The sequence below is a fragment of the Bacillus sp. ISL-55 genome (assembly GCF_018613155.1).
In the GTDB taxonomy this organism is placed as follows: Bacteria; Bacillota; Bacilli; order Bacillales; family Cytobacillaceae; genus Mesobacillus.
Genome location: NZ_JAGGQU010000028.1, coordinates 12,600 through 37,485 on the forward strand (window position 1 = coordinate 12,600; position 24,886 = coordinate 37,485).

A 24,886-nucleotide genomic window follows, 5' to 3' on the forward strand; every position below is an offset into this window, starting at 1 on the left:
TGGATTCTTTGATGAAGGCTGTTATCTGAACAAACAGCGATCGATTACTTAACCTTTTTAACCGCGATCTTGAATTCATCGCCTTCATTTTCGAGGTAAGCAATTTCGTGGCCCATTTTGTTAACCCATTCAGGAATATCAACTGCTGAACCTTTATCAGTAGAAAGGACTTCCACTACATCGCCAACTTGTGCTGTCTTGATTCCTTTTACCAATTCCATTAACGGTCCAGGGCAATATGCTCCTCTTGCATCGATTGATTTAGTTACTTGTACTTCACTCATGATTTTTTTCCTCCAGTATAATTAAGTTTTGTGTTAAAATGAGAAAAGATTTTTTATTTTTGCATGAAGGGGAAAAAGCTTGAAAGGCCTGCACGCCATATCACTTTTTCCTGCTTCTGCAGCTTACATTGTAATAACAGTTGCACCCTGAGTCATACCAAGGAATTTTGTAACCCCGATTACTCCATCAAATACATCGATCATGTCTTCTTCTTGCCAATCCATGATGTCCATTGCAAGTGCGCATCCGTAAATATTAAGCTCTCCCATATCCTTTCCTTCCTGTAAAAGTGAATCGAACAACGGGATTTTCTTAGCCAGCATTTCCTTACCAATCGTTCCAGTGATGAAATCAGTAGTTTCAAAGCTGTCTTTCCGGAAAGATTTCAATGCGTTCATAGTGACGAATACATTCACAGTCATGCCAGACATTGATGCAACTGAGCCTACAAGCGCTCCTGCATGAAGCTTTTCAAGATCTTCCGATAATAAAATGACCGCTAAAGATGGTGCTTGCTGTTCCATAATTTATTTCCTCCTAATAATTTCGAATGATTTTTCTTTACACCTGAATTATACCCATACCCCTACATCTATGTCTGTTTCTTTTATGTGAACGTTCTTAGTCTAAAAAGTGACAAAACAAGGTGTTCACAGAATTAACTATTGATTCATCGCACTTTTATTCTGGATTATATTCCCAAAACAAAATATTTAATCGGACAGACACAATCCACCCCTTTAAAACATAGGAATTTATTATAGGCGAAAGCCTAAAAAAGCGGGGGTGGAAACATGTCGGGCATACTAACAGCACTCGGCTACTTAGTTAAAGAAGTGATCCTTCTTGTTTCGTATGTTAAAAACAATGCATTTCCTCAACCGTTATCTGCAGCTGATGAGCGAAAGTACTTAAGGTTGATGGCAAATGGCGATCCACACGCAAGAAATATGCTGATTGAGCACAATCTGAGACTTGTCGCGCATATCGTGAAAAAGTTCGAAAACACCGGCGAGGATTCGGAGGATTTGATTTCTATCGGAACAATTGGCCTGATCAAGGCAATCGAAAGCTATTCGGAAGGCAAAGGAACCAAACTGGCAACATATGCTGCCCGCTGCATTGAGAACGAGATTCTTATGCATTTGCGGGCATTGAAGAAAACCAAGAAGGATGTTTCATTGCATGACCCTATCGGCCAGGACAAAGAAGGAAATGAAATTTCGCTGATTGATGTCCTGAAGTCTGAATCAGAAGATGTTATTGATACCATCCAGCTCAATATGGAGCTTGAAAAAGTAAAAGAATATATCGATGTCCTTGATGAACGTGAAAAAGAGGTCATTGTTGGCCGCTTTGGCCTTGATTTAAAGAAGGAAAAAACGCAGCGGGAAATTGCCAAAGAACTTGGCATCTCGAGAAGTTATGTATCCAGGATCGAGAAGAGGGCATTGATGAAAATGTTCCATGAGTTTTATCGGGCGGAGAAAGAAAAGAAGAAGAATAAAGGGCAATAAATGCAGAAACCTGGGCTTGACGCTCCAGGTTTCTTTTTTCGGTATCAAATTATCCACTTAAAACAAAAAGGCATCAACCACAAATGATTGATACCTTTTTATATTCTATTCCACACTCACTTCTGCAGCAACTACCAAACCGACAGCGCCACAAATCACCAATCCCATGACAATCAAGAACATGCCCATCACCCCTTTAACGAAGACCCATTGTTTACCCCAAATTTATCATATAAATACGGTGCTAAAAGGGTAGGGTTGTGAACATTTTGTTAACGATGGGATTTCTTTTTTTTGAAAATGAGGGTTAACAGCAATACATGCAGTGACATACAAATTTCCTCCCGACTCCGTCGTTAGGTGGTGTCCTTCTCCACCCATAAGCTAGCCAGTCTTCTTTGAATTAAATAAATCATTTTTCATTCCACCTTTCCAAAGTTTTTTATTCAAATGAATTAAAACGGGCGCAGCATGGTTTGACGGGTTTTGTTATCTTCCATCATTTTTTCTACCATTTCGTTATGGCGAATTTCTTCTAAAGACATCTGGCGTTTGTTGATTGTAATTGTAAAAAACAAGATATTTAAGGTCATTATCGGTTCACCTCCTTTTTAATTCCACCCCAAAAAGCCGCAGGGATTCCTCCCTTGCGGCAAAATGGGCACAAAAAAGCCGCAGGGGCACGATTCTCCCTGCGGCCATGGATGTATTAGTTAAAAAACAGCTTCAATAATCCAGTCCGATCCGGTCGAATGCGTATTACGATATGAAGTTTGTGCGTTATTCCAGTATCCAATCATGATCATTTCACTCGACCTCCTTTTGAATTATTTAACCACATTGGTAAGTATATCCACTTTACTGTGTTTTGTAAACCTTTTTTTGGCCTTTTTTTCCAAAAAAGCCTTCGTCAAAATCCAACAAAAAAAACGCCCTGCATGGACGTTTATTTCTTCATCAATAATTCCTGGCCTTCTTCAGTTTCAATCAGCTGGCTACGGAATTTCTTAGCGATTGAAAAGAATGCTATAGATCCAGCAAGGAAACCAACAGATGCACCTGTTGCAATATATATATCTGTCAATACTTTCGTTTCAGACGGAATGATTGTACCGAGGTAAAAAAATACTCCTGCAGCAAGAAGCACAGTTGCAAATTGTTTAAAATCAACCATTTTATCATAGAGTTGTTTAGCGTCCAAATCTATCACCTTCACTTTCAGACTTAACCACAACCCTACTTTAACATTTTTTAAACACTTTTTCGGTAAGTAAATACTGGAAAATAAATACCTTTTATTGAAAAAGCATTCAGATATTTGCCTAGGTTTCCAACTTTGTTTTGTCCGAACATGGGGCTACTTCGGACATTTGCCTAGGCTTCCACTGCTGTTTTGTCTGAACATGGTGCTACTTTGGATATTTCCCTATGCTTCCACTGCTGTTTTGTTCGAACATGGTCCTGCTTCAGACATTTCAACCGGCTTCTTTCTCTGGTTTTGTCCGAACATGATCCTACTTCGGACATTGCCTATGCTTCGACCGCTGTTTTGTCCGAACATGGTCCTACTTCGGACATTTCATCGGCCTTTCTCCTCTGTTTTGTCTGAACCTAGCCCTTCTTCGGACATTTGCCTATGCTTCCACCGCTGTTTTGTCCGAACATGGTCCTACTTCAGACATTTCAACCGGCTTCTTTCTCTGGTTTTGTCCGAAGCTTAGGACATAAAAAAAGCGTGAAATCTCTCAGAAGTGATTTCACGCTAAATAAATATGATCGTACAGTCTATCGTAAACTAGAAGGCTATTTATTAATTCAGGTTCCAGTTTTTGATCATCTCATTGACGATTTCAAAGGAGTTCTTGGAGGCAAGTTTCGTGAATTCCAGGAAGTTCACGTCTGCGGAGCCATCTGCCTGGTCCGACATTGACCTGATGATCACGAATGGAATGCTGTTCATGCTGCATACCTGTCCAACGGCTGCCCCTTCCATTTCTGTACAATAACCATTAAGCTCCTCATGAAGGAATTTCACTTTATCTCGATCGGCGATGAATTGGTCGCCTGATAAAATCCTGCCGCTGACGATTTTCTTGTCATCTACAATTTCTTTGCTCGCTGTAATCGCTAAATCCACCAGTCGCTCATCAGCTTTAAAAACAGATACTTCTGTATAAGGGATTTCCCCTAGTTTAAAGCCCAGCGCACGAACGTCCATATCATGCTGTACACAATCAGTGGAGATGACGATATCGCCTATTTTCAAATCAGGGTTCACAGCACCCGCTACTCCTGTGAAAACAATCTGGGATGCAGCAAATTCATCTATCAGGATTTGAGTACATACACTTGCATTCACTTTCCCTACCCCGGATTTACACAGTACAACTTCATATCCATTGAAAGTGCCGACATAAAATGTAATGCCTGCTTTCTTTTTCTCATCATAATCTTTCATGGCGTCAAGAATATGCTGTATTTCTTCATCCATAGCACCAATAATACCAATTCTGTTCATCATTGAGCCCTCCAATGTTCTTATTACATTCTGATTTTACCGTTCAGCTATTTTTTCCAGACTTTCGGACTTTATTTAGAATTCCTATGAAAGAAGCTTTGAAATTCGATCTGCTTCATAAAGTACTTTTTCTGCATCTATCGTTTTGAACTGCCCATTATCCAGAATTTGTTTGCCCTGGACATAGACATCCCTTACATCTCGTCCAGACCCGGAATATACAAGATGGGATACTGGATTATGCTTTGGATAAAAGAATGACTGATTGGAATTCACGACAATGAAATCTGCATCTTTTCCTGCTTCAAGAGATCCAATTCGCTCTTCCAGCCAGAGGGACTTTGCTCCGTTGATTGTTGCCATCCTTAAAGCTTCCTGAGCGGTGATGACCGTTGCGTCCTGTGCAATCCCTTTATGAATTGTTGCCGCAGCTTTCAGTTCTTCAAATAAATCAAGGTTATTGTTTGAAGCGACGCTATCTGTACCAAGGCTGACTGTAACTCCCTTTTCGACCATTTTGCCAATCGGGGCAATTCCGCTGCCCAATTTGAGATTGCTGATCACATTATGAGATACTTTCACATCTTTTTCTGCAAGAATTTCAATATCCTCGTCGCTCACATGGACAGCATGTGCCACCAAAGCTGGCCGGTCAAAAAAACCAAGGTTGTTCAGGTGCACTACTGGTGTTGCACCAAATTCTTCGATATTCTTTTCTACCTCAAATTTCGTTTCAGACATATGAGTATGCAGAGGTACATTCAGTTCGACTGATTTATCAATGATTTGTGAAATGTACTCAGGTGAGCAAGTATAAGGAGAATGCGGTGACAGCATAGTCGTTATACGGCCGCCAGCTCCATTATTCCAGCTTTTCGCAAAGTCCGCCGCTTCCTTAAGCTTACTTTGTCGAAGCTCATCCGAACCAAAGCCAATCACACCCCGGCACAGTACTCCACGTATTCCTGCTTCATCAACCGCATTTGCGATCTCATCCATATTGTCATACATATCAACAAAAGTCGTTGTGCCTGTGCGGATCATTTCAATGATGGAAAGTTTCGCGCCCCATTTTGCGTGCTCAGGAGTGTATTTTGCTTCAAGCGGCCAAATTTTTTCTTCCAGCCATGTTTGCAAATGCAAATCATCTGCATACCCTCTCAGCAAAGACATTGGTGTGTGTCCATGCGTATTGACCAGGCCTGGAAGGAGAATATTGCCTTTTAAATCAACTTTTTCATCATAAGAGGAAAAATCTTCAGGTGTTGCTCCCACATAAATGATTTTTCCATCTTCAATGCCAATAGCACCATTTTCAATCACTTCATTATTTGTGTTACTCGTAACAATGGTCCCGTTATATAATAACTTTCTTGCCATATTAATCTCTCCTATGTAAAAACACTTGAGTATATTTGTACTAACTAGAATTCGGTGTAAAACGTTGAAATATGCCTATCGTTTTAATTTATCAAAAAATGTTTTATTTTTATAGAGAATTTGCTATTTTTATTTGTAAAGCACTACAGAGACTATTTTAACAGAACTAAATAAAGGGAGCTGATTTAATGAATTTTCAATTTGATTTAATTGAAGATAAGGTTGAATTTTTTGAAGCTATCGATTTGAAGACCCTGGAACAAAAAATAAATAAACAGATTGAAATTAATAAGGCGATCATGCTGGCTGTCCATCATGTATCACATCAAATGCATTTAGATGAAAAAGGAAGGCTGTTCTATTCAGCTGTTGTCCACTTCAAAGCCAAAAAATAAAGGGGCCCACTTGAGCCCCTCTTAATAAATCACATTATCTCTTCTGATCATTCTCAATCAATTCTTCTACTTTCACCGGCTTCCAGCCTTCGCCTTCCACCCATTCAATCCAAACTCTGTACGTCTGGTCACTTCCCTTTTCAGAGATGGTTCCTACCGCGGTATTAGGCGCACCGCCATTTCCATTAAACCATACCGTCATATTATTCTTATCAATTCCGGTAGCATAGGAATAGGCAAGAATCATTTCCTGCCAATCAACCGCATTTTGATCGAAAACGGTATTATGTTCTCCAGACTGGGTTGTTCCTACCGGCTTCCATTCAGGATTCTCTATCGTCTGCTTGACATTGGCATCGCTGCCGCCTTCAGTGACGTTTGGTTCACCCAACTCCTCATCCTCTGCAGATTCCTCATCTGTTTCTTCAGACTCGGTATCTTCTGCTGCACTATCGTCTTTTTTATCAGAATCTTTAAGGTCATTCTTTTTGCCTGTATCTTCGCTGTCATCTTTGTTTCCTGAAGGGGCTGCGGAATCTTTCTCTGCCGCAACATCGTTCTGGTCGGCTGCCCCTTCATCATTGCTGAAAAAAATGTTAAAAGAGACAATTCCAATTAACAAAATAACGACAACAATTAAGCTATTTAAAATAAGGTTCGTTTTTCTGCGCTTGGATCTTTTTCCTGAACGTGTCCCCTCATTTAGGTTGTCATAATCGTGCTTCAAGATCTTTCCCTCCCTTATAAGGTTGTCAACATTCTACCACGACTTAAGTCAAACTTGAAGGATTTTATACTCATCTAATGCTGTTTCAATCGTTTTTAGGACCTTCCTCCAGGTTTCCATGGTTAAATTCATAGACCTCTTTTACTATATCTGCAAAAAGAGGATTCACCCCGCCTTCATTCTCCAGGACTCCTAGGTTGACAGTCACAAGCGCATACTTAGGGTTTTCATAGGGAAAATATCCAGCGAACCATTTATTGTGCAATTGCTTGTCTTCTTTGTATATTCCGGTTTCGGCAGTCCCGGACTTTCCTGCCACCGCATATGGCAAGTCCCTGAACCATCTCCCCGTCCCTTCTTCATTCAATACGACCTCTCGCAAGAGCTTTTGTAGCTTCATAGCTGTAAATGGTGAGATTTTTTCCCCTTCTAGCTTCTGTTTAGGAAATTCAGTCATTTTAGCGCCATTTTGGTACTGGATGGAGAAAACGGCCCTGACCATGTCTTTTTCTCCTCCTCTGGCGATCGTAGCCATCATGTTCGCGACAGCGAGAGGAGACACCCTCACTTCGTGCTGTCCAATACCTGATAAGGCTGAAAAATTCCGATCCTTCCTCGCTTCATCTGATAAAAATACCCGTCCCTTTTCTTCATCCTGTATCTGTTCGAAATCTTCCAGATGGAAAATGTCACCCTTCCATCCTGCACCGCCAGTGATGGATAGCATTTCTGCGTATTTTTCGAGCATTTTTGGATCCTTCTCCTGCAGTTCCCGCGCTATCTCCCCAAAAGTCCTGTTGCAGCTCACTGCAAAGCTATCAGTGAAATTGAGCATTCCATGGTCATATTTCAAGTCTGGATCCCCGCGGATCGTCTTGCTGCAATCGAACTTCCGGGCTGGATCATCGAGCCCATGGTCAATTGCTGCTGCAGCAACAACTGTTTTAAAGACAGAACCGGGTATATGCTGCTTGACCATCATATTTTCTGTTCCTTCATCATTAAAAGGATTTACACGGTTGATGTCCGGTCTTGAAACCATTGCCAGTATGCTGTTCGTTTCAATATCCAGCAGCACGACGCCGCCTTTGTTGATGTTATGCTCGTCTACTTTTTCCTCAAGGATTATCTGCAGATCTTTGTCTATCGATGTCTGCAGATTGATTGGATAAAATGGATTTGCTGGATCTATGTATTTTACATTGATTCCGAATAGTGGCGCCCCAGCTCCGTCGACATGATAAACCAGCTTGGATTTTCCCTCTGCAACCAGAAATTCGTCAAAGCTTTTCTCCAGTCCTGAGATACCGATCAAAGTCCTTGGCAATAAATCTTTTTCCCCATACCTTGATTTAAGAAGCGATTCATTCTCTCCAATAATACCGAGAAGCTGGGCAGCCGGCACACTCGCCAATGGATACTTTCGTTCAACAGCAAATACACCTGGAATTTCCATCTCATTTATGATGTCCATCTGGCTCTTTGTCAAGATCACCGGATCCGGGTCACCGTAGGCGAATGGTTCCTTGGACTTTTCCACTGCAGTTTTCAAAGAATATACAGATACACCGATCGTCCTTGCGACTTTGTCAGCTTCCCAGTCCATTTTCTTTAAAAATGGAAACAAGACAAGAACAGACGAAGTTTCATAGGATAGAGGTGCTCCTGTCCTGTCAAGGAAATTCCCTCTGCCATTGTCAACGACCATTTCCTGTGACCTTTGCTTGACACTCGCTTCAATTAAATTGATTTCATGCTTTGAAAAGGATTCAGTATCAAATAATTGCAGCTGGGCCAGCCGTAACATCAGCAGACCAATGGCAGCTATGCAAATGAAGATTAGCGCGACCATTCTCTTTTTCATCAAAAAAACACCTCGTCAAAAGTGTTGACGAGGTGCTGATATTTCAAACATAAGGTATTTACTTAATTGTCGTGATACGAACGTTCATCTCACCGCCAGGAGTCTGGACAGTCACTTCATCTCCAACTTTCTTGCCCATCAAGCTTTTGGCAATCGGAGAGTCGTTCGAAATTTTGCCCTCAAACGGGTCAGCTTCTGCGCTTCCCACGATTGTATAGGATTCTTCATCGCCATCAGGAAGTTCGACAAACGTTACTGTGCGGCCAAGGCTGACTGCATCTTTGCTTACTTCATCTTCCTGGATGATCTTTGCATTGCGAATCATATTTTCAAGAGTCGTAATACGGCCTTCAACAAAGGCTTGCTCTTCTTTTGCTGAATCATACTCAGAGTTCTCAGAAAGGTCGCCAAAGCTGCGGGCGATCTTGATTCTCTCAACAACTTCTTTACGCTTTACTGTTTTTAATTGTTCCAATTCTTGTTCCAGCTTTTCTTTTCCTGCCTGTGTCATAGGAAAAACTTTTTCTGTAGCCAAAATACTTCACTCCTTCTAGTCTTCACAATTCCCCAAAAAATAGATTGTGTAATATTATATTATGTAACCTGAAAAATATACAGGAGCGCACCCTTTACCAGGGCGCGCGTTTTTAAATAGGACCGGAACGGACCATTTGCTATTCATTGGACAAAAGGAAGCACTTTTTGCAAGTACTTCCATGTCCATATTATCTATGCTATTGTGTCACAAAAATGATTTTTGTTCAAGAATTGTTTGAATTTTTGTTACCATCAGGTCAATCGCCACATGGTTGTGGCCTCCTTCTGGGATAATCACATGTGCATAACGCTTGGTTGGTTCAATGAACTGGTTATGCATCGGCCTGACAACATTCACATATTGTTCGATGACAGAGTCCATTGAACGGCCCCGCTCCTTAATGTCACGCAGCAGCCTGCGGATAATCCGCAAATCTGCATCTGTATCAACATAGAGCTTGATATCCATCAAGTCGCGAAGTCTCTCATCTTCAAGGATCAGGATTCCTTCAAGAATGATTACATCTTTTGGTTCAACATGGATAACCTCGCTGGACCTTGTGTGGATAGCATAATCATAAACTGGCTTATCAATCGCCTCATGACGAAGCAGCTTTTGGATATGTTCGATCAAAAGGTCATTGTCAAATGCCAGCGGATGGTCATAATTTGTCTTTAAACGCTCTTCCATTGGCAGATGGCTTTGGTCTTTATAATAGTAGTCTTGTTCAATCATCAGGATTGATTGGCTCTTAAAGCTATCGTAAATCGCTTTAGTTACACTAGTCTTTCCTGAGCCGGAGCCGCCGGCTACACCAATTACAACAGGTTTGCGGTCCATTTATTTACTTCTCCTTCCGCATCATGTTATTTGGGTAGACAGGCTTGTCCATCTTGAACTTGACGATTTGCAATGGATGGCGGGCAACATCAAGTTCATTGCCATCTTCATCCCAAATCTTCTCAACGACATGAGTGAAGTTTTCGATTTCTGGACCAAAGAATTCAACCTCGTCGCCTGGCTTGAAGTAGTTCCTTTGCTGAAGTGTTACCATTTGCGTATCAGCATCGTAATCAAGCACAAGTCCGGCAAAATCGAAAGTTGTCTTTTTGCTATGGTTTCCAAACATTTGCTCTTTATACCCAGGAACTCCCTCAAAGAAGGCAGTTGCTGTCTCACGATTCGCACATTTGTCCAATTCTTCAAGCCATTCCTGCTTGATGACAAAGTTCTCAGGATCTTCGCAATAAGCATCAATCACTTTGCGGTATACGCTGACTACAGTCGCAATATAGTGGATTGATTTCATGCGGCCTTCAATTTTCAAGCTGTCTATTCCAAGCTCGATCATGCGTGGAATCGATTCGATCAGCTTAAGATCCTTTGGGCTCATCGCAAATGGAGAATCACCTTCAGCAAACAAGGCATTTTCTTCATTTCCTTCAAGTGTATACAAGTCATAGTCCCAGCGGCAAGACTGACAGCAGCCGCCGCGGTTGGAATCACGTGCTGTCATGTGATTGCTCAATGTACAGCGGCCTGAGTAGGCGATACACATTGCGCCATGGATGAAGGTTTCGATTTCGATATCTACTTTTTCCTTCATTTCCTTGATTTCATCTGCACTTGTCTCACGAGCAAGAACGACACGCTCAAGTCCTTCTTCCTTCCAGAACTGGACAGCTTTCCAGTTTGAAAGGGATTGCTGTGTGCTCAGGTGGACTTCAATCTCTGGAGCGACCCTGCGGCATGTTTCGATGATCAGAGGATCAGCGACGATGATGCCGTGAACGCCTGCTCCCTTCAAGCCTAATAGATAGTCTTCAAGACCATCGATATTTTCATTGTGGGCAAAAATGTTTGTTGTTACATAGATTTTCGCATCGTATTTCTTGGCGAATTCAACGCCTTCCTTCATTTCCTCAAAAGTGAAATTATCTGCGTTCGAGCGCAGGCCATACTCTTGTCCGCCAATAAAAACGGCATCCGCACCATACTGGACGGCAATCTTCAATTTCTCAAGATTTCCGGCCGGCGCAAGCAGTTCTGGCTTTTTCACGATGACACGCTTCCCGTCAACAATTTGCGAGATTTTATCTGCTACTGCTGCCATTACGCAACCTCCTCATAGTTCTTACTTTTAATAAACCGTCTCTTTGAAAAAGAATCCTGTGTCCAGCGGGCGGTTTGGAGGTTGCAGTTCTTCAGCTGCTTCCAGCAATCCGTCTTTTTCTTCGTCGTACTGGTCTGGATCCTCAATAGCCAGATCAATGGCTTTGCGGTAAAGCTTGGTGATTTCAAGAATATATTCAGGGCTCTTCAGGATGCCGTCAATTTTAAAAGAATCGACTCCAGCTTCCACAAGCTCCGTTAGTTCATCAATAATGCAAATATCGTTAGGACTCATGATATGAGTGCCATTTTCATCCTCGAAAATAGGATACTTATTCTCACGCTCTTTATCGTGAAGGAACATATTGCGCTCTTGTTTGCGGTTCTCAACTTCCAGCGCCTTGCCTTGATATTCAAAGTAATGTCCAAGCAATGGTCGTTTAGACTGGAACATGTTCATCATTCCATGAACCTGTACCTCAATTTCAACCTCAGCATTTCCCTTGATTTCAACAATGGCATCCATATTGATTTCCCTTGCAAGAACGGCGCGTTTTGCACCTTTTCTGCCCCAATAGTTGCAAGTATACCAGTTCGTGCCTGTTGTTTCCGTGCTCCAATGAAGCTTCATATCCGGTGTATATTCCTTTGCAGCCATCAATACTGCCGGGTCGCCAAAAGTGACTCCATCCGCATTGACATCCTTAAGGAATGTAAGATACTCACCAAGCAAATCAATTTTTTCATTGTGGAACAAAGCATTCATCGCGACATATACTTTCTTGCCCTTTGAGTGTGCCAGTTCGATTGCCTGCTTTACGTCCTCACGGCTAAACTCGCCAGCAAGGCGCAGACCGAATTTCTGTTCACCAATCAAGAAAGCATCTGCTCCTGCTTCTGCCAGTGGAATAATATCCTCAACACTCTTTGGAGTTACCAATAATTCAGGTTTATTCATTCCGTTCACCTCTTCTTACTAACCGCTATACCATCGCCTATCGGCAGGATGACAGTATCATACTCCTGATTGGCTGCAAGCCAGCGGTTGAATTCGTCTATTTTTTTTACCAGGCTGCGTAATCTCCTGCTATCCGCTTCCTGATTATATACAAGCCCTTTAAATAGGACATTATCCGTAATGATCATTCCTCCCGGCTTTAAATACCTAGAGTACATTTCAAAAAAGCGCCTATACTGCCCTTTGGCTGCATCAATAAAAATGGCGTCAAAGGGGCCATGGCCGGCGACTTCGTCTTCCAGCTCCAGCGCATCTCCACTGATCGGGATGATCCGCTGCTGCATTTCTGCCCTCTTGATAAAATCAACTGCAAGCTTAAAGCGTTCCTCATCACGTTCCAAAGTGACAATCTTTGTTTGCGGCAGGGCGAATGCCATCCTTAGAGCAGAATAGCCAATTGCCGTCCCTACTTCCAGAATCGCTTCTGGCTGCTGGATCCTCAAAAGCTGAAGCATAGTTTCAATTCCTGAGGGCTCCATGATCGGGACTCCATTTTTGTCTGCATATTGCTCCATCTCAGCAAGGAGGCCATTCCTGGGATGTATTAAAGAATCTATATAATTTTGCAGCTCTTGACTAAGCAAGCTGCATCACCTCTATTCAAAGGCTATCTTTTAGCCAGAGTAGGTATAAGAATGACTGTCAGAGCATGAAAAAAATAGCGTTCACAGGTTAAGAGAGGACACCATCAGGCCATGCTGCCCTACAGGTTCATAAGCTAAAGCCGCAACTCCTACTTCTGTAATACACGCTATCAAATGAATCAGAGCTCCCACCCGAGAGCACACACTAGACAGTAATATTACTACAAAAAAACACTTGTATTATTTTATCACAATAAGAAGGGAAATGCTAATCATTCTGCATTTCCCTTTAAATTACTGTTATTTTTTGTTTGTGATATGTTCATTCACTTTGCGATTATGTTCCGCAAGAGTTTTAGAGAAGAGCACATCTCCAGTAGACGTTGCAATGAAATACATATCATCCGTGTCGGCAGGTGCCAGGGCGGCTTCAATCGACATTACCCCCGGATTGGCGATTGGGCCTGGCGGCAAACCCTGGATTTTATAGGTATTATAAGGGTCATCAATTTCAAGATCCTTGTAAAACACCCGGTCTTTATGTTCTCCGTGCGCATATAGAACAGTAGGGTCTGTTTGCAGCATCATGCCGTCTTCCAGGCGATTATAGAAAACGCTAGCGATTTTATCGCGGTCAGCTTTTTCAGTCGCTTCTTCTTCAATGAGTGATGCCATCGTCATCAGTTCATGCGTCGTCATTTCTTTTTCTTCCATCTGGCCTCTGAATTCACCGAGAACTTCCTTAGTCTTAGTAAGCATGACAGTTACGATTTCCTCGACCGTCGGCTTTTCAGAATAGAAAGGATAAGTTGCCGGGAACAGATAGCCCTCTAGCGGATACTTTACATTTTCTTTTAAAATGTCCTCCGTCAGAACGTCTGGATATCTTCCCATCATATTCGTGATGAACTCTTTATCGTTCAGCTGTTTGAAAATCTCTTCTTCGTTTTGCTGTGTCTTCTCCGCGATAATTCCAGCGATTTGCTTCAGCTGCTTTCCTTCAGGAATGGTAATTTTCATGACCACTTCCTGCATGACTTTACCAGTTTTCAAGCTCGAAATTATTTCCGGGATGGTCATGGACGGATTCATTTTGTAATCGCCGGCCATAAAACCTGCTTCATTTTTAAATTTCACATAGTATTTGAAGACCCTAGCATCCCGAATTACACCATTCTCCTCCAATATCTTTCCAATTCCTGTAGTAGAGGAGCCAATCGGGATGTTGACATCAATCGTCTTCTCGCTGGATGCATCTACCGGCTTAAGGGCTTCTTTAATATAATAATATCCGCCTCCGCCAACTGCCCCGATGAGCAGGATACCGACGATCGCCGTGATGAAAACAATCTTCCTGACAATTCTTGCTTCCTTTTGCTGTTCAACCAATCTCTCAGCAATCAACTTCTTTTTATCTTGTTTATTATTTTTTTCGTCAGACATAACTTCCCCCTCCAGTTAACAATGTTAATTTCCTGGATACTCTCTATTTTCACATCTCGAACCATTATACTATATTTTTTATTTCTATTTGCAAATAATTACGAAAAAATACCACTAGCGACAAATAAACCAAAATTTCGACAGTGCTAGTAAAAGGTGTGAGAACAGAAGGCGGTGCCTTTTTCGGGGAGGGGCTGGTATGGAGGTCAATATAGATGATCTATCGGACACTTTCCTGAGATTCTGCACCCTGTTTGGCCGATAAAGCCCTTCTATCGGACATTTCCCAAAGATTCTCCTCTCTGTTTGTCCGATAGAGCCTTCCTATCGGACACTTTCCTGAGATTCTGCACCCTGTTTGTCCGATAGAGCCCTCCTATCGGACACTTTTCAAGGAATATCCCCTCTGTTTGGTCAATAGATTTACCAAAAAAAATAAAGGACCAGGCATCATTCGCCTGGTCCTAATGTGTTGTTCTATTCTTCGTCTTGCTCTGCAAGGAAGGTTTCTAGCATTTCTTCGATCATGTCCCATTCTGCGTCAGTTTCGATTGGCATTAGTTCGCCATCTTCGTTGTCTTCTGACGGTGTGAATGCTGATGCGTGGATTTCAATTTCTTCGTCATCGCTATCCTCTGCACCTACTGGGTAGTAAAGCACATATGACTTGCCAAATTCATCAGAGTCAAATGTGAAAAGTACTTCGCATAGCTGTTCGTTGCCGTTTTCGTCTACTACTGTAATGTTGTTTTCGCCGTGATCCATTGTAGTCACCTCAATTTAATTTTGGCTGTTTAAATAGCCTTGTAAAATCATCATTGCGGCCATTTTATCAATGACCTTTTTTCTTTTTTTGCGGCTCATGTCTGCCTCGAGCAAAACCCGCTCTGCAGCCACTGTCGTCAGACGCTCGTCCCAGAGGATGACAGAAACGCCGAACCTTTCCTCCAATTCACGGGCATAGAATTGGCTCGCTTCTCCGCGTGGCCCAATACTGCCGTTCATGTTTTTAGGCAGCCCGACGACAACTTTGTCGACTTCGTACTCTTTTATTATTTTACCTAATTCATCGAAACCAAACACATTTTCATCTTCGTTGATTTTCAATGTTTCAAGTCCCTGAGCAGTCCATCCCAGTTCATCGCTCAGCGCAATGCCGACTGTTTTTGAACCGACATCCAGTCCCATCGTACGCATTTATTTCCCCTCTCGGTGGTTCCTTAAATAGGATTTGACCAGTTCCTCGATAATTTCATCGCGCTCCAGCTTACGGATAATATTGCGGGCATCCCGATGGCGGGGAATGTAGGCCGGGTCGCCAGAGAGCAAATAACCGACAATCTGGTTGATCGGGTTATATCCCTTTTCCTGCAGTGCTTCATACACCTGCAGAAGGACTTCATTGGCGTCATGCTCAAAAGGCTCTTCGGGAAAATTAAATCTCATCGTCTTGTCAAACGAGCTCATCGAATGCACCTCTCTTTCAAAAAATAGCCGGTAAAATTTTCTTCAAGTTACCTTCATTCTACACTACTTTACTTTTATATCAAATTGATTTTACCCATTCTTCGGCAAATTGAAGCGCATTGTCGAGTTTTGATGGGTCCTTCCCGCCAGCCTGGGCCATATCCGGACGGCCTCCGCCGCCTCCGCCGCAAATTGCCGCTGCTTCCTTGATCAGTTTTCCAGCCTGGTATCCTTGTTTGATCAAATCATCTGTCACTGCAGCAATCAGATTCACTTTGCTGCCATCGGTCATGCCAAGCAGGATGACAGCTGAACCTAGCTTTTGCTTCAAGTCATCAGCCATATTACGAAGGCTGTTCATATCTGCAGCCTGAACGCGTGCTGCCAGCAACTGGACACCATTGACTTCTTTGACCTTGGAAGTAAGGCTTCCTGCTTCAATATTACCCAATTTTGCGGAAAGAGATTCATTTTCACGCTGAAGCTGCTTCATTTCTACAAGCATGGAATCAATTCTGTTCGCTACTTCTTTTGGAGACGTCTTCAATTTAGATGCTGCGTCCTTCAGAATACTGATCTGGTCATTGAGCACTGTGTAAGCTGCTTCGCCTGTTACGGCTTCAATTCTTCTTGTTCCTGCACCAATACCGCTCTCGGAAACAATTTTAAATAGTCCGATGACAGAAGTGTTAGGAACATGGCAGCCTCCACAAAGTTCAAGGCTGTAGTCGCCGACTTTTACGACGCGGACGATATCGCCGTATTTTTCGCCGAACAGTGCCATTGCGCCCATTGATTTTGCTTCAGCAATCGGCTTGAAACTAGTCTCAACCTGAATGCTTCTCCAGATTTTTTCGTTGACGATTGCTTCTACTTGCTCAAGCTCCTCAGCAGTCACCTGACCAAAATGAGAGAAGTCAAAACGCAATCGATCAGGCTCGACCAGCGATCCTGCCTGGTTTACGTGACCTCCCAGAACATCCTTCAACGCCTGGTGCAGCAAGTGTGTTGCAGTATGGTTCTTGATGATTCTCGCACGGTTATCCTGGTTAACTTTCGCTGTCACTTCAAGGCCCTTCGTTACTGTCCCTTCTTCTACCACTGCATGGTGAAGGTTTTGTCCGTTTGGAGCTTTCTTTACATCCTTGACTGATAGCTTCACGCCATTCGCTTCAATTGTTCCCTTATCAGCAATCTGGCCGCCGCTTTCTGCATAGAAAGGTGTCGTATCAAGGATGAAATGAACCTCATCGCCTGCTTTCGCTTCCTCTACAAGCTCGCCTTCCTTGACTAATGCAACAATCTTGCTGTTTGTTTCAAAATTATCATAACCTACGAATTCGCTGCTTTCTTTGATGTCACCTAGAATGCCACCTTGCACCTGCATGGAACCTACATCTTGTCGTGCAGCACGAGCTCTTTCACGCTGCAGCTCCATTTCTTTTTCAAATCCTGCATGGTCGACTTTAAGGCCTTCTTCTTCAGCATACTCTTCTGTTAATTCCACCGGGAATCCGTATGTGTCATAAAGGCGGAAGACATCCTCGCCCTGGACCATGCCGCTGCCTTTTTCCTTTTCCTTCTTGATCAACTCAGATAGAATCGCAAGTCCTTCATGAAGCGTTTCATGGAAGCGGTCTTCTTCGTTTTTGATAACCTTCTGGATAAAGTCTGTCTTTTCTTTTACCTCAGGATAGAAGTCATGCATGATTTCACCGACCACCGGCACAAGCTCGTACATAAATGGACGGTTGATGTTCAGTTTTTTCGCATAACGAACAGCGCGTCGAAGCAATCTGCGAAGTACATAACCGCGGCCTTCGTTTGATGGAAGCGCACCGTCACCGACAGCAAATGCGACCGTACGGATGTGATCAGCAATGACTTTGAACGCTTCATCCTTTTCTTTGGACTGTCCGTATTTTTCACCGGAGATTTCTTCAGTCGCATTGATGATCGGCATGAACAAATCCGTTTCAAAGTTAGTCGGAACGTCCTGGACAACAGATGCCATACGCTCAAGTCCCATGCCTGTATCGATGTTCTTCTTTGGCAGCGGAGTGTAAGTTCCGTCAGGATTATGGTTAAATTCAGAGAACACAAGGTTCCAGACTTCTAAATAACGGTCATTTTCCCCTCCAGGATATAATTCCGGATCTTCAGGGTCATTGCCGTATTCAGGTCCTCTGTCATAGAAGATTTCCGTGTTAGGCCCACTTGGACCTTCACCGATATCCCAGAAGTTCCCCTCAAGGCGGATAATGCGCTCTTCTGGTACACCGACTTTCTCTCTCCAGATAGTGAAAGCTTCATCGTCTTCAGGGTGAATAGTCACGGAAAGCTTTTCCGGATCAAAACCGATCCATTTTTCATCCGTAAGGAACTCCCATGCGAATTCAATTGCTTCTACCTTGAAATAATCGCCAATCGAGAAGTTTCCGAGCATTTCAAAAAACGTATGGTGGCGTGCTGTCTTGCCGACGTTTTCGATATCGTTCGTACGGATTGATTTCTGCGCGTTTGTGATCCGCGGGTTTGCAGGAATCACACGACCGTCAAAATACTTTTTCAATGTTGCAACACCGCTGTTGATCCAAAGCAGGGAAGGATCATCATGTGGTACAAGCGACGCACTCGGTTCGATTGCGTGGCCTTTCTCCTTAAAATAATCAAGATACATTCTTCTGATTTCAGCACCTGTCAGTTTTTTCATAAAACTAACCTCCTAAACCCAATTGAAATTTAAGCTTTCAGGGATTTTAGGCAACAAAAAAAGCCCTCATCCCTGGACAGGGACGAGAGCTTGCTCGCGGTACCACCCTGATTATGGACACAAAAACGTGCGCCCATCTCTCAAAAACGCTTTAACGCAGCTGCTACGGCAGGTTTTGCCTGCACTCCGGAATAGCTTTCTGTTATCCTTCATCGGGAATTCTCTCAGCCTGGGAATCCCTCTCTGGACGATGGTCTATAACATACTCGTTCCTTCTACATTTTTCGAATTATTAATCTATAGCCGAATTATATATAGCTCCTTGCACTTTGTCAAACGACTTGGCAAAAATTATGATGGACGCTCTTTCTTTCTTTCAAGTATGATATGGTCTTTTGCGTGAATCAATGCCGCCCTTAATACGACCAGGACAGGAACAGCAAGAATCAATCCAAGGATGCCGCCAACTTCTTCCCCAGCCAGCAGTGCAAACATAATCATCAGCGGATGCATATGCAGGCTTTTGCCGACAATCAGCGGGGAGAGGATATTTCCCTCGAGGAACTGAAGCGAGAACACAATCACGAGTGAAAGAAGCACCATCTTCACCGACATTGTCGCAGCAATGATTACAGCCGGAATCGCTCCAATGATCGGCCCGAAATATGGAATCACATTCGTGATCCCAACAATCGCTCCTAACAGCAGTGAATACTTGATGCCCGCCATCCAAAAAAACAAGGAGGAAAGGACGCCAATGATTAGACAAATAAGCAGCTGCCCGCGAATATAGCTCCCTAGCGATTTATCGACTTCATGCAGGAACTTAGTGCCCGGCTGTCTCCACTGACGCGGGGTGAGATACCATGCCGCTTTTTTCATGACATCGAAATCCTTCAGCATGTAAAAAGCAATAAACGGGATCACGGCAATCGTAAGAATAGAATTAATCATATCCATCAGGAATGTCATCGTACCTGCGAGCACACCATCAAGCCATTGCTCCATCCGATTAATTCCATCTTCGATTCTTTCGTGGATACCTGCCGGCCATGTCGAAGTCTGGTCAACAATGTTATTGACCATTTGTTTATACTGCTCGGCGAAATACGGAGCATTTTCCGCAAGGTCCCCCAGCTGGTGGATCAGCGCTGGTATCCCTTTATAAAAAGCAAAGCCGGCTCCGCCAAAGAACAAAATATAGATGATCAAGATAGAAACTCCGCGATGAAGTCCTTTTTGGTGAAGAGCTTCAACAATAGGATGCAGTAAATATGTAATGAACGCAGCCACGGAAAAAGGCACAAGCAGTGAAAGTAATACTTCCAAAAAAGGAACCCATATGGACTGCAATTTGATAAATACGTAAAGAACAATGAATAAAAGGAGAAGAAATCCAAGCCGGTAATACCATTTCATCTGGATATTCATCGATTTTCGGCCTCCTTCCTGTTTATTCTTGAAAAAAAGGAGGTGGATTATACATTTTTGGCCTTGGTAGGAGTTTTTACAAAAGCGTCTTTTGTTTTTATAGCGAAATTCTGATTTTTATAGCGATAATCTCATTTTTATAGCGAAAAATAGGTTTTTATAGCGAATATTTCATTATTATAGCGAAAATCGATTTTTTATAGCGAAATGGTAATTTCAAGCGTTTTTTTCCAGCTACATAAAAAACCCCTGCAAAAAAAATTACAGGGGTTTGTCGTTTAGATTGTCTCAGCATATTAAAATAAAGCTTTCGTCATTTTCTTGCCAAGCTTCTTCATTTTCCTTCCAGACATCATATTGTTGCTGGAAGCATAATTGTAAGCTGCCATACCAGCGCCAAAAGCGATAACGGAGGTTAACATTTTATTCAATGTGCTTCACCTCTTTGATTTATTTTACATGCCGTATTGACGTTGATCTTCTTCAAATAAATCATCAAGTGAGCTCAATGTTCCATCTTCTTCGACTTGATGGGTATGGATCAAGCCTTTATTCAGAGACAGTTCGATGAAGCAATTCCAGCAGTAATATTGGTTAATTCCAATTTTACCGATATCCTTGCTTTTGCAATTGGGACAACTTAACATAAGGACACCTCATCTCGATTTGACAGTGACGACGATGGCATCCTTTCCGATTGCAGGCGGACCAGTGGTCTTTATGACACGCTTTCCATTCGCGATATCCGAAAAAAAGCCATCCGTTAATTCGTACCCTACAATCGTGCCCAATTCTTCCATAAAATATACATCCTCCAGCAAGCCAAGCTGCTCACCTTCTTTTGAAAGAAGCTTTTTCCCAGCAAGGCTCTCATTATGCTCGAATGTATATTCAGGCTCTGCCTCCAATCGCTCCAAGGCTGATTTGTCTTTCACCATGACTCCATCTTCACCAAAGGCTGAAACCTGATCCACCTTCACCTGAAACGTTTTCTTGATGAATGCACCCTTTTTTACAAGTAAGCCTACTACGCTTCCATTGCCAGAAATGCTCACATCACAAACTTCGCCCAGTTTTTGTCCACTCACCAATTCATATACAGGCAGTCCCTTTAAAAGTGAAAATGTCCGCAAAAGTGTGTCCCGCCTTTCCCGAACAATATTAGTTTCCACCGCTTCGCTAAAATCATGTGGTGTAAGGATTTCCATTCGATGACAAGACAAATATTTATTAAAATACGGTGTAATTCTTTGATGGTTTTGCACACTAAGTACAGGGCCATTCGAACTCAGAATGAAAGGAATTAACATCATGAAAAAACGCATCTCTGTACTATTGTTCAGTTTAAGTTTAGTTTTAATGAATGTTGGGATTGGTTCTGCTGCCAATCATCCGAGGAATACTTATGAAGTTAAGCCAGGGGATTATTTATGGAAAATCGCTGCTACTTACCGGACATCTGTTGAAGACATTAAACTCATTAACGGTCTGCAGTCGGATTTAATTTTAGTTGGGCAGAAGTTAAGAGTACCGATTATGTACGAAGTCGTACCAGGGGACACATTATGGAAGCTGTCAGTCACTTTCAATTCCACCGTACAGTCAATTAAAACCGCTAATAATCTGAGCACAAATATGATTTACGTAGGCCAAATTTTACGGATACCTCCTAAAAGACTCTCCATGCAGGGGCAATTTGTGCTCATGACAAGGGAGGAATTTAAGGACTGGCTATTCAATCACCTTTTCACTCGAAAAATAGGCAAGATCCAGCAGCATCATACCTATCAGCCATCGTACCAGCAATTTAATGGTTCCAATCACTTTACCTTATTAAAGGGAATGGAAGACTATCATGTTAATTCCATGAAGTGGAGCACAATCAGCCAGCAATTGACGACTTTTCCGGATGGAAAGGTAGCTGTAGGAAGATCATTTAACACTCCTCCTGAAGGTTCGTTTGGACTGCTGAATGAATCGGTGATGGAAGAGATTGAAGCAGATGCAATTGCAATAGAGAATGTGGGGAATTTCGATGCTGGCAATAACCAGATGACTGCAGAGCAAAGGGAAACTATCCTTACGGTCTCAGCATTGCTTATGATGAAATTCGGTCTTACTCCATCTGTTGACAGTATCACCTATCACCATTGGTGGGATATCAATTCAGGTGAAAGAGTACTGGATGAAGGAGAAGGCCACGCGGTCAAAACTTGCCCTGGAACAGGATTTTTCGGCGGAAATTCCACAACAGATGCTAAGAATCATTTTTTTCCTTTGGTGAATAAAAAAATGCAGGAAATATCCGCTAGCTTAAGGTAAAGGTGAGCAGGCAAGAACCCGCGTAACGAGTACGCGGGTTCTTCATTTCAATACTAGCTGCCTTCCTCCATAAAATCATAAGGAGTCAGATCGTCCATACCGATCATCGGGTCAGCGGTTTTAATGATTTCAATATAGTCCATTTTTTCATCTTTGCCGGAACTATCTTCGTTTTGGTGTTTATTTTCATACTGTTCCTTTGTACGCGATTCATCCTGCAATTCGGGCAGTAAATGAACAAGCTTCTTAACAAGTGTTGTATTCCTTTCGGTATCTTCACCGCGTTCAATCCCCATTTTTAGTGCTTCTTCTTCCCCAACAAGTATGAGGAATTGCTTGCTCCTGGTGATTGCTGTATAAATCAGATTCCTGCGCAGCATTCTGAAGTAGCTTTTTACCACTGGAAGGACGACGATTGGAAATTCACTACCCTGGGATTTATGCACGGAACAGCAATAAGCGTGAGTGATTTGCGACAGGTCCGCCCGATTATAGGTAACTTCTATGCCGTCAAAGGAAACAATCAGCTGATCTTGCTTCTCCGTGTTTTCCTTTGCATAAAAGATCGCGACAACCTCACCCATGTCCCCATTGAACACATTGGCTTCCGGCTGATTGACTAGCTGAAGGACCTTATCCCCGATACGATATTTCACATCACCAAACGCAAGCTCTTTCCTCGTCCCATCAGAATTAGGATTGAAGAGGTCCTGCAGCAGTTCGTTCAGACGGTCAATGCCGGCTGGACCACGGTACATCGGCGCCAGCACCTGGATGTTCCTCGGGGAATACCCTTTTTTCTTAGCATTGGCGACAACCTTTTCGACTACCTGGGGAATCTGGCTTGTCGTACATTTTATAAAAGAACGGTCTGGCTGTTGGGCAGAAATATCATTTGGCAGATAGCCTTTTTTGATTTGGTGGGCAAGCTCGATTATTGACGAACCTTCGGCCTGCCTGTAAATATCCGTCAGCCTCACAGTCGGGACCCTGCCAGAATCCAATAGATCCTTCAGTACCTGGCCAGGACCTACTGAAGGGAGCTGGTCTTCATCTCCCACCACGATCACCTGAATATTGTCAGGCAAAGATTTGAATAATTGATGGGCGAGCCATATATCAACCATAGAGGTTTCATCGATTATCAATATCTTTCCTTCAAGAGGCTGGTCTTCATTATGATCAAAACCCCCTTCGCCATTCCAGCGCAACAGTCTATGGATTGTCACGGCAGGCAGACCGGTTGACTCAGTCATCCTCTTTGCTGCACGACCAGTCGGCGCCGCAAGCAAAAACGGATAAGGTTCTTCTTTTTTGTAATCTTTAGGGTCCAGTGAACAGCCATGCAGCTCTGCATAAAGTTCAACAATTCCCTTAATGACCGTCGTTTTACCTGTGCCGGGCCCACCGGTCAGAATCATCATCGGTGACATAAGCGCTGTCTGAATCGCTTCTTTCTGGCTTGGCCCATATTGGACACCCAGGCGCTCCTCAAGATTTCCAAGAGCAAGGAGGAACTCCGATTCAGGAAATTGATTTTCGTATTCTGTCTGCTCAAGGATTCTTTTAATGTTCACAACCAGGCCTTTTTCCGAATAATAAAGGGATGGCAAATAAACTCTCTGTTCTTCGGCAACCAGCTTTCCTTCTTCACCTAACTTGATGATTTCCTTCGAGATATCAGTAAATTCGATTTCGATCTGCTGATTATCTTCAAGCAGCTTTTTCACCTCGACCAGGAGCTCTTCCGCATCCATGAAAACATGGCCGCCCTGGATGCTTGAATTTTCAAGTGTATAGAGACAGGCTGCCTTGATCCGGTCTGGATGGTTGCCTGTCAGCCCGAGCTGGCTGCCCAGTTCATCCGCCCTTCCGAAACCGATGCCTTCGATATCCTCCACAAGCTTGTATGGATTGTTCTGAATAACGTCAATCGCCTGTTCCTTGTATACTTGATAAATTTTCATCGACAGCTGAGGACCAAAGCCATATTCATTCAATGCGACCATCACTTGTTCAAGGCCCTGATGTTCCATTAAAGTGTCATAAAGTTCCTTTGCTTTTTCAGGAGCCAGCTTCGGAATCTGGTCAAGAACAGACGGGTTCTCGATAATCCTCGTAATGGCCTTTTCACCCAGTGTATCGACAATTTTCTCTGCTGTTTTCTTTCCGATTCCTTTGAAAAGATCACCGGAAAGGTAGCTGATGATCCCTTGCTTTGACTGCGGCAGGTCTTTACGGAAGTGAGTCGCATGGAATTGTGCGCCGAACTTAGGGTGTTCTTTTACCTCGCCAAAGAAAATATAAGTCTCCTGTTCATGAATTCGGGGGAAATACCCTGTAATGACAGCTTCTTTATCCTCGTACTGCTCATTTGTTTCCTCAACCCTGATCCTCAGGACTGTGTATAGATTCTGTTCATTGTGAAATATGGTAACAAGATGCTTTCCCTTCATGAACTTGCCTTGTTCTGAAAACAAATCAAGCGAGTCCTGTTTGTCCAAAGTACTTCCCCCTTTCCGTCAATTCAATTTGATTAAGGATGAGTTTCGCATTGCGCAATAAAGATTAA

At 42.9% G+C, this 24,886-nt stretch carries 27 protein-coding genes and 1 other annotated feature; of the genes, 3 read left to right on the forward strand and 24 right to left on the reverse strand.

Annotated features, from left to right (window positions below; genetic code table 11):
* Positions 1-44: 44 nt before the first annotated feature.
* Together J7E32_RS14110 and J7E32_RS14115 are read right to left on the reverse strand one after the other, a co-directional pair.
* Complete coding sequence (locus J7E32_RS14110; RefSeq protein WP_023627220.1) at positions 45-284, reverse strand: sulfurtransferase TusA family protein; 240 nt, start codon at positions 282-284, stop codon at positions 45-47.
* Positions 285-407: 123 nt separating this feature from the next.
* Positions 408-809, reverse strand: coding sequence for a DsrE/DsrF/DrsH-like family protein (locus J7E32_RS14115; RefSeq protein ID WP_041965171.1), 402 nt, complete (start codon positions 807-809; stop codon positions 408-410).
* A gap of 270 nt (positions 810-1,079) precedes the next feature.
* On the opposite strand from J7E32_RS14115, the gene sigK reads away from it, so the two are divergent.
* Entirely contained in the window at positions 1,080-1,802 is a 723-nt protein-coding gene (gene sigK, locus J7E32_RS14120) for an RNA polymerase sporulation sigma factor SigK (protein WP_023627218.1), read from the forward strand.
* Positions 1,803-2,257: 455 nt separating this feature from the next.
* Here the strand turns inward: sigK and J7E32_RS14125 are convergent, their stop codons facing one another.
* The 5 genes from J7E32_RS14125 to J7E32_RS14140 form a co-directional block, all read right to left on the reverse strand.
* Positions 2,258-2,395: a YrzI family small protein gene (locus J7E32_RS14125; RefSeq protein ID WP_214908311.1), complete on the reverse strand. Its 138-nt coding sequence runs from the start codon at positions 2,393-2,395 to the stop codon at positions 2,258-2,260.
* 353 nt (positions 2,396-2,748) lie between these two features.
* Positions 2,749-3,003, reverse strand: a complete 255-nt coding sequence (locus J7E32_RS14130; RefSeq protein ID WP_286183237.1) for a YrhC family protein — start codon at positions 3,001-3,003, stop codon at positions 2,749-2,751.
* A gap of 225 nt (positions 3,004-3,228) precedes the next feature.
* Entirely contained in the window at positions 3,229-3,363 is a 135-nt protein-coding gene (locus J7E32_RS22960; protein WP_286183238.1) for a hypothetical protein, read from the reverse strand.
* Positions 3,364-3,612: 249 nt separating this feature from the next.
* Positions 3,613-4,323 (reverse strand): 5'-methylthioadenosine/adenosylhomocysteine nucleosidase, encoded by a 711-nt coding sequence (locus J7E32_RS14135; protein ID WP_214908313.1) that lies wholly within the window; start codon positions 4,321-4,323, stop codon positions 3,613-3,615.
* A gap of 81 nt (positions 4,324-4,404) precedes the next feature.
* On the reverse strand, positions 4,405-5,700 hold the full coding sequence (locus J7E32_RS14140; RefSeq protein WP_214908315.1) for an amidohydrolase family protein: 1,296 nt from the start codon (positions 5,698-5,700) through the stop codon (positions 4,405-4,407).
* A 188-nt stretch (positions 5,701-5,888) separates the two neighbouring features.
* Between J7E32_RS14140 and J7E32_RS14145 the strand changes: the two genes are divergently transcribed.
* Positions 5,889-6,095, forward strand: coding sequence for a YrzA family protein (locus J7E32_RS14145; RefSeq protein WP_214908317.1), 207 nt, complete (start codon positions 5,889-5,891; stop codon positions 6,093-6,095).
* A gap of 34 nt (positions 6,096-6,129) precedes the next feature.
* Here the strand turns inward: J7E32_RS14145 and J7E32_RS14150 are convergent, their stop codons facing one another.
* The 16 genes from J7E32_RS14150 to J7E32_RS14225 all read right to left on the reverse strand — a co-directional run bounded on the left by J7E32_RS14150 (position 6,130) and on the right by J7E32_RS14225 (position 21,200).
* Positions 6,130-6,822, reverse strand: coding sequence for a DUF1510 family protein (locus J7E32_RS14150; RefSeq protein ID WP_214908325.1), 693 nt, complete (start codon positions 6,820-6,822; stop codon positions 6,130-6,132).
* A gap of 85 nt (positions 6,823-6,907) precedes the next feature.
* Positions 6,908-8,689: a peptidoglycan D,D-transpeptidase FtsI family protein gene (locus tag J7E32_RS14155; RefSeq protein WP_483297610.1), complete on the reverse strand. Its 1,782-nt coding sequence runs from the start codon at positions 8,687-8,689 to the stop codon at positions 6,908-6,910.
* A 55-nt stretch (positions 8,690-8,744) separates the two neighbouring features.
* Positions 8,745-9,221 carry a transcription elongation factor GreA gene (greA, locus tag J7E32_RS14160; RefSeq protein WP_214908329.1) on the reverse strand — a complete coding sequence of 159 codons (477 nt, stop codon included), beginning with the start codon at positions 9,219-9,221 and terminating at the stop codon, positions 8,745-8,747.
* Positions 9,222-9,428: 207 nt separating this feature from the next.
* On the reverse strand, positions 9,429-10,064 hold the full coding sequence (udk, locus tag J7E32_RS14165; protein ID WP_214908330.1) for a uridine kinase: 636 nt from the start codon (positions 10,062-10,064) through the stop codon (positions 9,429-9,431).
* A 4-nt stretch (positions 10,065-10,068) separates the two neighbouring features.
* The gene (locus J7E32_RS14170; protein WP_214908332.1) at positions 10,069-11,337 is read right to left on the reverse strand and encodes a peptidase U32 family protein; all 1,269 of its coding nucleotides are present in this window, start codon (positions 11,335-11,337) and stop codon (positions 10,069-10,071) included.
* A gap of 27 nt (positions 11,338-11,364) precedes the next feature.
* Positions 11,365-12,294: a peptidase U32 family protein gene (locus J7E32_RS14175; RefSeq protein WP_214908333.1), complete on the reverse strand. Its 930-nt coding sequence runs from the start codon at positions 12,292-12,294 to the stop codon at positions 11,365-11,367.
* 5 nt (positions 12,295-12,299) lie between these two features.
* Positions 12,300-12,938 carry an O-methyltransferase gene (locus tag J7E32_RS14180; RefSeq protein WP_214908335.1) on the reverse strand — a complete coding sequence of 213 codons (639 nt, stop codon included), beginning with the start codon at positions 12,936-12,938 and terminating at the stop codon, positions 12,300-12,302.
* Between the two features lie 300 nt (positions 12,939-13,238).
* On the reverse strand, positions 13,239-14,381 hold the full coding sequence (gene mltG / locus J7E32_RS14185) for an endolytic transglycosylase MltG (protein WP_214908343.1): 1,143 nt from the start codon (positions 14,379-14,381) through the stop codon (positions 13,239-13,241).
* A gap of 477 nt (positions 14,382-14,858) precedes the next feature.
* Complete coding sequence (locus J7E32_RS14190; protein WP_214908345.1) at positions 14,859-15,146, reverse strand: DUF1292 domain-containing protein; 288 nt, start codon at positions 15,144-15,146, stop codon at positions 14,859-14,861.
* Positions 15,147-15,161: 15 nt separating this feature from the next.
* A complete protein-coding gene (gene ruvX, locus J7E32_RS14195; protein ID WP_214908351.1) occupies positions 15,162-15,578 on the reverse strand; it encodes a Holliday junction resolvase RuvX in 417 nt (138 codons plus the stop codon).
* Positions 15,579-15,848, reverse strand: a complete 270-nt coding sequence (locus J7E32_RS14200; protein ID WP_023627198.1) for an IreB family regulatory phosphoprotein — start codon at positions 15,846-15,848, stop codon at positions 15,579-15,581.
* 79 nt (positions 15,849-15,927) lie between these two features.
* Positions 15,928-18,561 carry an alanine--tRNA ligase gene (gene alaS / locus J7E32_RS14205; protein ID WP_214908353.1) on the reverse strand — a complete coding sequence of 878 codons (2,634 nt, stop codon included), beginning with the start codon at positions 18,559-18,561 and terminating at the stop codon, positions 15,928-15,930.
* 75 nt (positions 18,562-18,636) lie between these two features.
* Positions 18,637-18,848: a binding site (T-box leader), on the reverse strand.
* A 64-nt stretch (positions 18,849-18,912) separates the two neighbouring features.
* On the reverse strand, positions 18,913-19,992 hold the full coding sequence (locus J7E32_RS14210; protein WP_214908355.1) for an AI-2E family transporter: 1,080 nt from the start codon (positions 19,990-19,992) through the stop codon (positions 18,913-18,915).
* A gap of 296 nt (positions 19,993-20,288) precedes the next feature.
* A complete protein-coding gene (locus J7E32_RS14215) occupies positions 20,289-20,414 on the reverse strand; it encodes a YrzQ family protein (RefSeq protein ID WP_286183257.1) in 126 nt (41 codons plus the stop codon).
* A gap of 33 nt (positions 20,415-20,447) precedes the next feature.
* A complete protein-coding gene (locus J7E32_RS14220) occupies positions 20,448-20,639 on the reverse strand; it encodes a hypothetical protein (protein WP_214908358.1) in 192 nt (63 codons plus the stop codon).
* A gap of 9 nt (positions 20,640-20,648) precedes the next feature.
* Positions 20,649-21,200, reverse strand: a complete 552-nt coding sequence (locus tag J7E32_RS14225; protein WP_353654051.1) for a PRC-barrel domain-containing protein — start codon at positions 21,198-21,200, stop codon at positions 20,649-20,651.
* 103 nt (positions 21,201-21,303) lie between these two features.
* Between J7E32_RS14225 and J7E32_RS14230 the strand changes: the two genes are divergently transcribed.
* Complete coding sequence (locus tag J7E32_RS14230) at positions 21,304-22,314, forward strand: LysM peptidoglycan-binding domain-containing protein (protein ID WP_214908364.1); 1,011 nt, start codon at positions 21,304-21,306, stop codon at positions 22,312-22,314.
* A gap of 53 nt (positions 22,315-22,367) precedes the next feature.
* Here the strand turns inward: J7E32_RS14230 and recD2 are convergent, their stop codons facing one another.
* Entirely contained in the window at positions 22,368-24,818 is a 2,451-nt protein-coding gene (recD2, locus tag J7E32_RS14235) for an SF1B family DNA helicase RecD2 (RefSeq protein WP_214908366.1), read from the reverse strand.
* Positions 24,819-24,886: the final 68 nt, after the last annotated feature.